The sequence below is a fragment of the Novosphingobium jiangmenense genome, from assembly GCF_015694345.1.
Classification (GTDB): Bacteria; Pseudomonadota; Alphaproteobacteria; order Sphingomonadales; family Sphingomonadaceae; genus Novosphingobium; species Novosphingobium jiangmenense.
In genome coordinates, this window is sequence record NZ_JADQDC010000004.1 from 78834 (window position 1) to 90977 (window position 12144).

Here is a 12144-nt window from a genome sequence, read left to right on the forward strand (position 1 = left end):
GGCCGGGAATGGTATTGGGCCCTGCATGAGCAGCTTTTCCATTCCCGGCTTCGATCTGGAAGCCTTCGTCGCCGCTACGCTTGCCGAGGATCTGGGTGAAGGCCTGCCCGGCGGCGGGCATGACGTGACCAGCGAGAGCGTGATCCCCGCCGACGCGCGCTTTTCGGGCGTGATGGACAGCCGCGATGCGATCACCGTGTGCGGGCTGCCGATAGCCGCCGCGTTCTTCCGCGCGCTCGATCCGGACATGAAGATCGAGATTCTGGTCGAGGAAGGCGCACGGGTTGCGCCGGGCTCTGACCTGATGCGGCTTGAGGGCAATGCCCGCGCCATGCTGACGGGCGAGCGCAGCGCGCTGAACACGGTGCAGCACCTTAGCGGCGTGGCCACGCTGACGCGGCAATATGTCGATGCGAAGGGTGACACGACGGCAAAGCTGCTCGACACCCGCAAGACCATCCCGGGCCTGCGCCATCTCGAAAAGTATGCCGTGCGCACCGGCGGTGGCACCAATCACCGCATGGGCCTGTGGGACGCGGCGATGATCAAGGACAACCACGTCCTTGTCGCGGGCGGCGTGGCCGAGGCCGTGCGCCGTGCGCTTTCTGCCGGGGTGAAGGACGTGATCTGCGAGGTCGACCACATCGACCAGATCATGCCCGCCCTCGATGCCGGGGCGACGCGCCTGCTGCTCGACAACATGGGGCCGGACATGCTGCGCGAGGCCGTTGCGCTCGTTGCAGGCCGCGTCCCCTGCGAGGCCTCGGGTGGCGTGCGGCTCGATACCATCGGCGCGATTGCGGCCTCGGGCGTGGATTACGTCTCGGTCGGCCGCTTGACCCAGAGCGCGCCTGCCGCCGACATCGGCCTCGACTTCACGCCAATTGCCTGAACGGAACCCGTGATGCGCCCCGCCACCATCCGCGCCTTCGAAGCGAGCGTGATCGCCAGCCAGCTGATCCGCATCGTCAACATCGTCGCCAATGCCGGTGCCATGGCGGCAGCGCTGGAGATCGAACGCAACCAGTTGCTGGTCGGTCCCTTTGCCAACATGCTGGTCGCCGTCGGTCTGGCGCTCGCCATATCGCGCGGGAAGTTCGCCATTGCGCGCTGGTTTCTGCTGGTCGTGATCGCGCTGGACCTGATCGGACTCGGTGGCATCCCCGCCGTCGCCACAATGATCGGCATTCCCTTCGCGATCTTCTCGACGCTGGCGATCCTGCTGATGCTGGCCGCGGGCGTGCTGATGTTCCTGCCCGCGTCGACGGCGTGGCTGAAGCAGGACAAGGCAGACTGACCGTGCGCTGGCTCGCGGCGCTGGCGGCATTGGCGGGCACCCCCGCCCTCGCCCAGGGCTGGCAATGCCAGGTGCCGCCGCAGATCAGCGTGCCGCCCCTGCCCGCGCCCGATGCGCCGCCCCGCGTGGTGCCGACGACCGGCTACACGCTGGCGATAAGCTGGTCGCCCGAGTTCTGCCGCACGCGCAAGGACGATCCCGCCCACGCCACGCAGTGTTCGGGCCGGCAAGGTCGCTTCGGCTTCGTGCTGCATGGTCTGTGGCCGGATGGCAAGGGCGGCAAGTTTCCGCAATACTGCCCCTCCCGCCTGCTGCCCGATGCGCAAGTCCTGCGCCGCAACTTCTGCACCACCCCTTCGGCCGACCTGATGATGCACGAATGGGCCAAGCACGGCACCTGCATGGGGATCAGTCCAGCGGACTACTTCGCCAAGGGGCGGGAGCTGTTCCAGAGCCTGGAGTTCCCCGACATGGCGCGCCTCTCGCGCACCGAGGGACTGGATGTCGGCAAGGTCAAGCAGGCGCTGGTCATCGCCAATCCGCGCCTCAGGCCCGAGATGATTCGCCTGCTGCTCGGCCGCGATGGCTGGCTGCGAGAGGTACACTTGTGCCATTCGCGCAAGCTCAAGCCGGTGCGATGCCCGATCGGCAACGGCGGGCCACCGGACACGGTGCCGGTGAAGATCTGGCGCTCTTTCTAGCGCCGTTCCCGGAAGAACTGCCGCAACATCTCCGCTGCCTCATCCTCACCCATGCCGGAATAGACTTCGGGCCGGTGCAGGCAGGTCGGCTGTTCGAATACCCGCGCGCCATGCTCCACCGCGCCACCCTTGGGATCGCTGGCGGCATAATAGACGCGGGCAATGCGGGCATGGGCAATGGCGCCGGCACACATCGCGCAAGGCTCAAGGCTGACCCACAGGTCGCAACCTTCAAGCCGCTCCTGCCCCAGCGCCCCAGCGGCTGCGCGAATCGCCAGCACCTCGGCATGAGCGGTCGGGTCGCACAGCTTTCGCGGCTGATTGTGGGCAGCGGCGATGACCTTTCCGTCCTTGACGATCACCGCGCCGATGGGCACTTCGCCCGCATCCGCAGCGAACTGGGCTTCTTCAAAGGCCAGTCGCATCGGTTCGGGAAGAGGCCAGCGGGTCATGCCTACGGCATATTCGTTTGCTGGCCATTCGCAAGGCGAATGGCGGCGGCACCGGTCCGCTCCCCCGCCCGGCCACCCACGAGAGTATCCTGAATGGGTGGCCGGGCGGGGGAGCGGGCCGGTGCCGTGTCAGGATCGACGCGAATGCGGCGATCCGGCCTAGACATCAAACGCGAATCCTTGACTTCGCTCCGTGAATCGATAAGAGCCGCGCCTTCCCGATAGGTATTATCGAACACAAGCGAGATTTCAGCCATGTCGCGTATCTGCGAACTGACCGGTAAGGGCCGCCAAGTCGGTCACAACGTAAGCCACGCCAACAACAAGACCAAGCGTCTGTTCCTGCCCAACCTGCAGAACGTCACGCTGATGAGCGAAAAGCTGGAGCGCAGCTTCAAGTTCCGCGTTTCGACGCACGGTCTGCGTTCGGTCGAGCACAACGGCGGTCTCGACAACTGGCTGCTCAAGCAGTCGGACACCAAGCTTTCGACGCGCGCCCTCAAGGTGAAGCGCGAGCTGGTCAAGGCGAACGCCGCCTAATCTTCTGCCCGCAAGGGACGAAACATCGAAGGCCCCCATCCCTTGCGGATCGGGGGCTTTTGTTGCGTCGGTCAGAATCTCTCCGGAAGACGCAGCTTCATCAGCCGCGTTTCCTGAAAAGCCGAATCGTTGGCATCGGTGATCAGCCAGAGCGCATGGCCCTTGCCCTCAGGCACCAGCGTCATCCCTTCCCAGTTCTCACGCAAATAGGGTCCGTCGAGCGTCGCAAGTTGCTGTGTCCGCAGCGGACGCGTGGGATCAAGCCGCCGCAAATCGGCTAGCACCAGCCGCGCCTCGAAGTGCGGCAGCAGGAAGGCAAAGCGGCGGACAAGCAGGAGCAGGCGGCCATCTGGCAGCGCCACGGCATCGACCGGATCGAAGCCGGGCGGGACGATCACGCCGAAGGGTTGCCCCTTGGTCTCGCCGGGATGGCCCGGAAAGATCAGGCCCAGATGCAGCCCGCCGCGTCCTGTCCCGCAGGATTCGCACAGCATCGCCCAGCGACCATCTGGCAACCGCGCCATGGCTTCCGTGCCACCGTTGCGCGGCCAGTCCGCGATCTCGGGTACTTCCAGCAGCCGCGCCTTGCCGAGACGCGTGTCGACCCGCACCACGTTGCGATTGTCCTCCAGACCTAGCCACAAGGCACCGTCAGGATCGCGGACGGCGGATTCGACATCGAAGCCGAAGTAGCGGCCGTCGGCCAGGCGCAACGACACGGCCCGCTGGACCTTGGGCAAGCTCCACCCCGTGCGCGGCGGCAAGGGAAGCGAAAGGACGCGGTTACGATCGCTGATGGCAAGGAATCCGCCGGAGCGCGATTGCACCAGCGCAGAATAGCCACCGAAGAAGCGGTCCGTGCCACTGATTCGCCACAGCCCCTCGATCGCGAACGGCGCCAGACCGGCGCGTTCGGCAGCGGGGACCTCCGCCAGGATGTCCTCGACCAGCACTTTGCCCGTGCCGAGATTGGGATTGGGCCTCGGCCCCGTCCAGCTCAGCCAGAGCAGCGGAAGCAGCAGCAGGAGAAAGGCCAGGACTTTGCGCACGCAGGCGCGTTGGCACATCTTTGCCTGCGGTCAACCTGCAACCGCAACCGACAACAACAAAGGGTCAGGCCAGATGATGTCAGGCAGGCCGGAACTTCAGCGCGTCGCCATTGATGCAATAGCGCAGGCCGGTGGGCGCAGGACCATCGTCGAAAACATGGCCGAGATGGCCGCCACACTGCGTGCAGTGCACTTCGGTGCGTGACATGCCGAGGCTGCGGTCGGTGCTGGTCGCCACGCCCTTGGGCAGCGGCTTCCAGAAGCTCGGCCAGCCGGTGCCGCTGTCGAACTTGGTGGTGGAGGAGAACAGCGCGTTGCCATCGGCGGCGCAGACGAAGGTGCCCTTGCGGTGTTCCTTCAGCAGCGGCGAGGTGAACGGGCGCTCGGTACCTTCCTCGCGCAGGATGTAGAACTGCTCCGGCGTCAGAACGCGGCGCCATTCGGCCTCGCTCTTCATGATCGGGAACGTGCCCTTGGCCGCCGGCTTGGCACTGCAGGCACTGGCAAAGGGCAGGACCGAACCTGCGGCGAGAAATGCAACAAAGCGGCGGCGGGTGGCGATCATCTGCAAACCTTCCGGTGTCCTGCCGATGGGTGAGAGGGTGTTACCTCGGGGGGCGGAATTCCCACCGGCAGGACTTGGGCCTTGCTAGCCCGGCCCTGCCTGCGCCATCGTGACGAAGGTCATAGCACCATTACCTGTCTGCGCGATTACCGCCTTTCGAGCACGACCTCGAGCTTGCGGAATCCGTGGACGAAATTGGCGCGCACGCGCTCGACCTCGCCAGCCACCCGCACCTGCATCCGCCGTTCGTGCATTTCCTCAAGCAGGATGCGCAGTTGCAGCTCGGCAAGCCGCGCGCCGACGCAGCGGTGCACGCCATAGCCGAAGGACAGGTGCCTGCGCGCATTGTCGCGGTCGACGATGAGCTTGTCGGGGTTCTCGAACACGGTCTCGTCGCGGTTGGCCGAGATGTACCAGAGGATCAGCTTCTCGCCTGCCTTGATCTGCTGGCCGAACAGGTCTGCGTCAGCCGTGGCAGTGCGGCGCATGTGGGCGAGCGGGGTGACGTAGCGGATGCATTCCTGCACCGCATTGGGGATCAGCGAGGGATCGCGCGCGAGCAGGTCACGCTGGTCGGGGAACTGGTCGAGCGCGTGGACGATGCCCGACATGGTGTTGCGCGTGGTGTCGTTGCCGCCGACGATCAGCAGCACGAGATTGCCCATGAACTCCTGCGGGCTCATGTGATTCATCGCCTCGGAGTGAATCATCATCGAGATGAGATCGCCCGAAGGCTCCGAACGCATGCGCTCGCCCCACAGCCGCTGGAAGTAGTGCGCCATCTCGCCGAGGAAGCCGAAGCGCATGTCGGTGAGGTCCCGGGCCAGGGTCAGTTCGACGTCACCAGCCCAGTCCGACCAGAACGTCAGGAGGCGCCGGTCCGGCCAGGGGAAGCCGAACAGCAGGGCGAGCATGCCGGTGGTCAGTTCGATCGAGACCTTGTCCACCCAATCGAACTTCTCGCCCCACGGCAGCGAATCGAGGACCTCTCCGGTGCGCTGACGGATCTCGCGCTCCATCTCGACCATCTTGGCCGGGGTGAAGGCGGGCGCCACGGTGCGACGCTGGCCGGTGTGCTCTGGGCGGTCCATCGCGATGAACATCGGCAGCTGGCGTTCGGCAAGGACTGCCGGGTCGACGTCGGCCGGGGGATCGCCAATGGTGATGCCGCCGTACTGCCACGACGAGGAGAACAGTTCGGGCAGCGATTCGACGTGCTGGATCGCCTTGTGGTTCACCACGTTCCAGTAGGCCCCGTAGGGCGATTCGGGGATGAAGTTCACCGGTGCTTCGCGGCGCATCTCGGCGAAGATCGGCTGCCAGCGATCCTCGACATATATGTCGGAGCGGCTGACGTCCCACTTGTGGGTATGCGCCGGAGCGCCCTGCGGATTGTCCTTGAGCCAGGCGGTGAACGCCTCGATCGCGGTGGGGGAACTGCGGTAGGTGAACTGCGGGGCTTCGGGTGCAAGCTGCGTGGCCATGGCTATCCTCCGGAAAGGCCGCGCGTTGCCCGCGCGGTCCTTTTCACTCTGGCAGCTTGCCACAACCTACATTGATGTCAATAAGCTTTGCGCCGGAACAGGCCCCGCTTCGTCTTGCCGCGCGCCGGGCCGGACTTCATCACCGTCCGGCGGAACAACTGCGCCCCTGCCCGCACGATCACCACCACCCAGAACGCCTGCCACAGCAGCGCCACGATATGTGGCCAGACGGCAGGTTCCTGCGCCGCGCGCGCCAGCATCGCGTAGGGCGAGCTGACCGGGAAGATCACCGAGAGCCATTCGACCCACGAGCCCGGCATCGTCAGCGCGTAGCTCGAGAAGAAGAACACCATGAGCTGGAACATCGAGACCGGCATAGACAGCGTCTGCACTTCGCGCACCGTTGCTGCCATGCCGCCGATCGACAGGAACAGCGATCCCATCAGCAGATAGGCCATGGCGAAGTAGAGGAAGCCGAGGATCAGGAACAAGGGCCAGCCGACAGCGGGCGTCGACAGCGCGGGCATGCTCTTCGCGCCCATCAGCACGATGGTGCCGATTGCCGTTCCCCACACCGCTATGCCGACGAGGCTGACCGCGAGCATCGCAAAGAGCTTGCCCATGAACATCGCATCCATCGGGATCGCTGCTGCCAGTACCTCGATGATCTTGTTGCCCTTTTCCTCGACAAGGTTGGACAGGACCATGCCCGCCAGCAGCATCGTCAGCAGGAACAGCAGCACTTGTGCGCCTTGGGCAGTGTAGACCTGTCCGGTGCGGACCTTGGCGATCGAGGTGTTGACCTCTTCAACCTGCACGTCGGGATAGGCCGTCGGCGTATCGGCCCGGGCGCGGGCGGCGAGGTTGGAGACGAGGCCGACCCATTGGCGAGCGCGGTCGGCGGTGGCCGTCAGCGTCGGCTTGGCGAGCGTCCCGCCGACCACGGCAGTGACCTCGCGAGAGCCATCGGCCAGCGCCGCCTTGGCGTCGAAGGGTTTGCCAGCGACAGGAGTGGCGAGTTCGAACATGTCGGGCAGGCCCCCGGCCATCCGCCCCTGCAACTCTTCGCGCGCGGCCATCATGCGCTTGTTGTCCTCGGCGCTCATGGCAAGCCCGATGGTCGGCCGCTCGACGTTCTGCTGGACCTTGGCGCCGATGTTGCCGGCAAGCCCGCCGACGATCAGCGGGAACGCCGGGCCGATCAGGAAGAAGATGAAAGTCTTGGAGAAAACCACCGCGACGAAATCGCGCCGGGCGATGACCAGCGCAGCGCGCAGCTTTTCGGCAAATCCGCTCACCGCTCTTCTCCTTCGCCATCCTCGAGCGCCTTGGCCGCCGCCTCGCCTGCAATGGCGACGAAGGCGTCGTGCAGCCCTGCCCGCTCGATCGAGAGGCTGAGGATGCCGGCATCGCCTTCGATCAGCGCGCGCAACAGCGGTTCGACGCCGGTTTCGGGCAGGGTGAAGTGCCAGAACGCGCCTTCGTGGCGCACGTCTGCGGGAAGCGCGGCGCGCCACGGTCCGTCCTGTGCCCGGGTTTCGAGCCGGACTTGCGGGCGCAGGCGATCGCGGGCGAGATCGACCGGCCCGGCGAAGGGCACCTTGCCCCCGGCGATAATCGCCACCTGATCGCACAGACGCTCGGCATGGGCGATGACGTGGGTCGAGAAGATCACCGTCGTTCCACCCGCCGCCAGCGCGCGGATCATGCGTTCGAGCTTGCCCTGGTTGAGCGCGTCGAGGCCGGAGAAGGGTTCGTCGAACACGACGAGGTCCGGCTTGTGGACCAGCGTGCCAAGCAGCTGCACGGTCTGCGCCATGCCCTTCGACATCTGGCGGATCTGGCGGTCAGCCGCGTAGCCAAGCCCATGTTCTTCCAGCAATTCCCGCCCGCGGCGGCGACCTTCCTTGAGCGGCACGCCGCGCAGCGCGGCGAGGAAGCCGATGGCTTCGTAAGCCTTCATTGCCGGGTAGAGGCCGCGCTCCTCGGGCAGGTAGCCGATGCGGCGGGCGACATCGGTCGGGCGTTCGTGGCCCAGCACGCGGCGGTATCCGGCGTCGGGATCGATGATGCCGAGCAGCATGCGCAGCGTGGTGGTCTTGCCCGCGCCATTGGGCCCGAGAATGCCGTAGATCGCACCCTTTGGCACCGATATGTCGACGCCATCGACGGCGGTGAAACCGTCGAACCGCTTGACCAGCCCGCGCGCCTCGATGGCGAGTTCCACCCCGGTGCTGTCAACCGCGTTGCCAGTCACCGGCCATTCCCCTAGCTCGATCTTCATGGGTCATTGCCCTAGCGATAGGCGATGAACGAGCAGGGCAGCAAGTGTGGTTAACGCAAGTCCAACTCTTCGAGGCAGAGAGGCAACTCCCGGGGGCAGAGGGGCAACTCCTGGCAACGAAGGCCTGACTCTCGAGCGCAAAGTGCAGGCAGAAGCGCTACGCCTCGGCTTCGCCGCCTGCGGCATCGCGCCGGCCAGCGATGACCCCCTCCGCGCGACTCGACTCGAGCAGTGGATCGCCGATGGTTGCCACGGATCGATGGAGTGGATGGAGACGCGGCTCCATCACCGTCGTGGCCCGCAGTCGCTCTGGCCCGAAGCGAGGAGCGTGATCGCGCTGGGGATGAGCTATGCCCCGGCGGCAGACCCTCGCGCACTGGAAGCGCACCCGGAGCGTGGGCGCATTTCGGTCTACGCGCAGGGCGGCGATTATCACGACGTGGTGAAGCGCAATCTCAAGGCGCTGGCGCGGTGGCTGGTGGCCGAGGTGCCGGGAGCGGAGGTCAAGGTCTTCGTCGATACCGCGCCGGTCATGGAAAAGCCGCTGGGGCAGGCGGCGGGGATCGGGTGGCAGGGGAAGCATACCAATCTGGTCAGCCGGACGCACGGATCCTGGCTGTTCCTCGGCGCGATCTATACGACGCTGGAGTTGACGCCCGATGCGCCGCACGCCGACCGCTGCGGGTCATGCACCGCATGCCAGACGGCCTGTCCCACGATGGCTTTTCCCAAGCCTTATCAGCTCGATGCGCGGCGGTGCATTTCCTACCTGACGATCGAGCACAAGGGGCCGGTGGCGGAGGAGTTTCGGGCCGCCCTGGGCAACCGTATCTACGGCTGCGACGATTGCCTTGCCGCCTGTCCGTGGAACAGCTTTGCGCAAGCGGCGCAGGCCAATCGCGCGTTCCTGCCGCGCGCCGAACTGACCGCGCCGAAGCTGGCGGAGCTGCTGGCACTGGACGATGCAACGTTCCGCAAGGTGTTCAGCGGCAGTCCGATCAAGCGGATCGGGCGGGACCGGATGGTGCGCAACTGTCTTTACGCCGCCGGCAACAGCGGAGACCGGACGCTGCTGCCAATGGTTGAGGCCTTGCGCAGCGATCCTGACCCAGCGGTGGCAGATGCCGCACGCTGGGCTGCGGAGCGGCTGGCTTAGGCCACCATTTCCTTCAGCGGAACGCTGGCGTCGGCCAGTTGCTCGGGCGAGAGCTGGGCGCGGGCTTCGACCAGTTTCTTGCCCTGCACGTAGTCCTTGACCATGTTCACGCAATCGAGCGCGATGACCTTGCCGTTCTTGAGGTAGACCACCGAGAACGAACGCGTCGCCGGATCGCCGCGCAGCACGGCGTTGTCGTGGCCGGTGGAGAGGCCGACGGTCTGCAGGCGCAGGTCATACTGGTTTGACCAGAACCATGGCGTCGCCTTGTAGGGCACAGGAGCGCCGCAGATGTCCTTGGCGGCGGTGGTCGCCTGATCGTTGGCGTTCTGGACGGATTCGAGGCGGATCACTGCGCCGTCGGCGAAATCGTTGGCATGGGCCGCGCAATCGCCGATGGCATAGACATCGGGCAGCGAGGTGCGGCAGAATTCGTCGACATCCACGCCGTTGCCACCCGAAGCGCCAGCCGAGAGCAGCGGGCCGACGCAGGGGATGATGCCGATGCCGACAATGACGATATCGGCGGGGAGCACGGAGCCGTCCTGCATCTTCACCCCGGTCACCTTGGTGCCATCGCCTTCGATGCAGTCCATCGCCGCGCCGGTGCGCAGATCGACGCCGTGGGCGCGGTGTTCGGCCTGATAGAACTCGGACAGCGCTTCACCGGCAACGCGCGCCAGCACGCGCGGCAGGGCTTCGAGCAGGGTCACGTGAACGTCAAACTTGGTCAGCACCGCTGCTGCTTCGAGGCCGATGTAGCCGCCGCCGATGACCACGGCGCGCTTGGCTCCGGCATCGAGTTCGCTCATCAGGCGATCAGCGTCCTCCTTGGTGCGCACCGCATGAACACCGGCGAGGTCCGCGCCCATGCATGACAGGCGGCGCGGATCGCCGCCGGTCGCCCAGATCAGCTTGCCGTAGCCGATCTCGCTGCCGTCACCGAGCTTGACGGTGTGCGCGGCGGGATCGAGCGAGACGACTTCGGCGCCGAGCTTCATCTCGACCGCCTTGTCCTCCCAGAACTGGGCGGGGCGGATGCAGATGCGATCGAAGGTCTTGTCGCGGGCGAGGTATTCCTTCGACAGCGGCGGACGCTCGTAAGGGATCTCGGGCTCGCGCCCGATCACCAGAATGCGGCCTTCGAAACCGTTCTGGCGCAGTGCGATGGCCGCCTGCGCGCCGCCATGGCCTGCACCCACGATGATGACGTCTGCGTGTTCCATCCGGTGACCCTTCGAATCCCTCTGCCTTGCGCCTGCCGTTTGGACAAAAGCGTCCCGGCGTCAACTGACGCAATCGAAAAAGACCATCCCTACAAGGCCACTCTTGCCGAAAGCGGCCATTGCGGATTATGCTATGCAATATAACACATGGGCGACGTAAGATCGCTCGACGGGAGTGGAGACAAAGATGCGCGCAAGAACGGCAATCGCGGCACTGCTGGCCGTGGCTACCCTCGCTCCGATGTCGGTAGCGGCAGACGAACCGGTTCAGACGCCGCCCGACCCGGTCATCTCGATGCGGCAGCACTGGCTGGACGACGGCATCAACAGCTTCAACTTCCGCAACTCCGCGCAGATTTTCGAGACGCGGACTGTGGCCAAGGGCAAGATGGCCTGGCCTCTGCTGCAAGGTGCGAAGGCCACCATGCCCGCCGATTACGACAACTGGGCGCGGCGGACCTATACCAATGCGCTGCTGGTGATCCACGATGGCCGGATAGTGTTCGAGGACTATCGCAACCGGACGACCCCTGAAGATCGTTTCATCTCGTTCTCGATGGCCAAGACGATCACCGCGCTGCTGGTCGGCCTTGCGGTTCAGGACGGCAAGATTGCCTCGATCGACGATCCGGTGAGCAAGTACGTGCCCGAACTGAAGGGCGGCGGCTACGAGGGCGTCTCGATCCGCCACTTGCTGCAGATGCGCTCGGGCGTGGCTTACGAGGAGCGCTACGACTTCGGCGAAAAGCCGAGCCTTGCCGCGCTAATCCACATGAACGCCATCGTCGCCAACAAGGAGCGCTTTGCCGACCGCGCAAGGACCATCGCCAAGGCCGTGGAGCCAGGCAGCCGCTTCAACTATGCCACGCTCGACACCGCAGTGCTCGGCTGGGTGGTGGAAAGCGCCACGGGCGAGAAGCTGGCGTCATACATGAGCCGCCGCCTGTGGCAGCCGCTGGGTGCGGAAGCGGATGGCTTCTGGATCGCCGACGGGCCGCAAGGGGTAGGGCGCGAGCTTTCGGGCATGGGCTACAACGCGCGGTTGCGGGACTTCGGGCGGCTGGGGCTGATGCTGCTGAACAAGGGCAAGGCCAACGGACGGCAAGTGGTGCCCGAAAGCTGGGTCAAGCAGCAGACCACGATGATCCCGTTCGCGGCATCGGCGGCGCTCGGCCTCGGCAAGGGCTATGGCTTCCAGACCTGGCAACTGGACAGCGAGCCGGGCGCCTATTCCGCCGTGGGGCTGGCCGGGCAATTCATCTACGTTCACCCCGCCAGCAACACGGTGATCGTGAAGCTGAGCCATTTCCCCAATCCGGAGCCGGAAGGGGTGATCGACGAAACGCTGAAGGGCTTTCACGCGATCATCGCGGGCCTGCCGAAGTAGCGG

13 protein-coding genes are annotated in these 12144 nt (G+C 65.6%); 6 read left to right on the forward strand and 7 right to left on the reverse strand.

Features of this window, described 5'->3' with window-relative positions; genetic code table 11:
- Positions 1-25 precede the first annotated feature (25 nt).
- From nadC to I2488_RS07360, 3 genes are read left to right on the forward strand one after another with little or no spacing between them, the layout of a single operon-like run.
- Positions 26-892, forward strand: a complete 867-nt coding sequence (gene nadC, locus I2488_RS07350) for a carboxylating nicotinate-nucleotide diphosphorylase (protein ID WP_196275156.1) — start codon at positions 26-28, stop codon at positions 890-892.
- A gap of 9 nt (positions 893-901) precedes the next feature.
- A complete protein-coding gene (locus I2488_RS07355) occupies positions 902-1297 on the forward strand; it encodes a hypothetical protein (RefSeq protein WP_214652271.1) in 396 nt (131 codons plus the stop codon).
- Positions 1270-1998: a ribonuclease T2 family protein gene (locus tag I2488_RS07360; protein WP_196275158.1), complete on the forward strand. Its 729-nt coding sequence runs from the start codon at positions 1270-1272 to the stop codon at positions 1996-1998. Before I2488_RS07355 ends, I2488_RS07360 begins: the two co-directional genes overlap by 28 nt.
- Here I2488_RS07360 and I2488_RS07365 read toward each other — a convergent pair.
- Positions 1995-2450 (reverse strand): nucleoside deaminase, encoded by a 456-nt coding sequence (locus I2488_RS07365; protein ID WP_196275159.1) that lies wholly within the window; start codon positions 2448-2450, stop codon positions 1995-1997. The two genes, I2488_RS07360 and I2488_RS07365, sit on opposite strands and share 4 nt — an antisense overlap.
- Positions 2451-2705: 255 nt before the next feature.
- Here I2488_RS07365 and rpmB point away from each other — a divergent pair, with 255 nt between their 5' ends.
- Positions 2706-2990: a 50S ribosomal protein L28 gene (gene rpmB, locus I2488_RS07370; protein WP_039333029.1), complete on the forward strand. Its 285-nt coding sequence runs from the start codon at positions 2706-2708 to the stop codon at positions 2988-2990.
- A 71-nt stretch (positions 2991-3061) separates the two neighbouring features.
- Here the strand turns inward: rpmB and I2488_RS07375 are convergent, their stop codons facing one another.
- From I2488_RS07375 to I2488_RS07395, 5 genes are all read right to left on the reverse strand, one after another.
- On the reverse strand, positions 3062-4039 hold the full coding sequence (locus I2488_RS07375; protein ID WP_196275160.1) for an esterase-like activity of phytase family protein: 978 nt from the start codon (positions 4037-4039) through the stop codon (positions 3062-3064).
- Positions 4040-4118: 79 nt separating this feature from the next.
- Positions 4119-4604 carry a peptide-methionine (R)-S-oxide reductase MsrB gene (gene msrB, locus I2488_RS07380; RefSeq protein ID WP_196275161.1) on the reverse strand — a complete coding sequence of 162 codons (486 nt, stop codon included), beginning with the start codon at positions 4602-4604 and terminating at the stop codon, positions 4119-4121.
- 146 nt (positions 4605-4750) lie between these two features.
- Positions 4751-6088, reverse strand: coding sequence for a cytochrome P450 (locus I2488_RS07385; RefSeq protein WP_196275162.1), 1338 nt, complete (start codon positions 6086-6088; stop codon positions 4751-4753).
- Positions 6089-6165: 77 nt separating this feature from the next.
- Positions 6166-7386 (reverse strand): ABC transporter permease, encoded by a 1221-nt coding sequence (locus I2488_RS07390; protein WP_196275163.1) that lies wholly within the window; start codon positions 7384-7386, stop codon positions 6166-6168.
- A complete protein-coding gene (locus I2488_RS07395; protein WP_196275164.1) occupies positions 7383-8372 on the reverse strand; it encodes an ABC transporter ATP-binding protein in 990 nt (329 codons plus the stop codon). Before I2488_RS07395 ends, I2488_RS07390 begins: the two co-directional genes overlap by 4 nt.
- A gap of 142 nt (positions 8373-8514) precedes the next feature.
- Between I2488_RS07395 and queG the strand changes: the two genes are divergently transcribed.
- The gene (gene queG / locus I2488_RS07400) at positions 8515-9528 is read left to right on the forward strand and encodes a tRNA epoxyqueuosine(34) reductase QueG (protein ID WP_196275165.1); all 1014 of its coding nucleotides are present in this window, start codon (positions 8515-8517) and stop codon (positions 9526-9528) included.
- Here the strand turns inward: queG and I2488_RS07405 are convergent.
- Positions 9525-10754 carry an NAD(P)/FAD-dependent oxidoreductase gene (locus I2488_RS07405; protein WP_196275166.1) on the reverse strand — a complete coding sequence of 410 codons (1230 nt, stop codon included), beginning with the start codon at positions 10752-10754 and terminating at the stop codon, positions 9525-9527. The two genes, queG and I2488_RS07405, sit on opposite strands and share 4 nt — an antisense overlap.
- Positions 10755-10941: 187 nt before the next feature.
- Between I2488_RS07405 and I2488_RS07410 the strand changes: the two genes are divergently transcribed.
- Complete coding sequence (locus I2488_RS07410) at positions 10942-12141, forward strand: serine hydrolase domain-containing protein (RefSeq protein ID WP_196275167.1); 1200 nt, start codon at positions 10942-10944, stop codon at positions 12139-12141.
- Positions 12142-12144 lie beyond the last annotated feature (3 nt).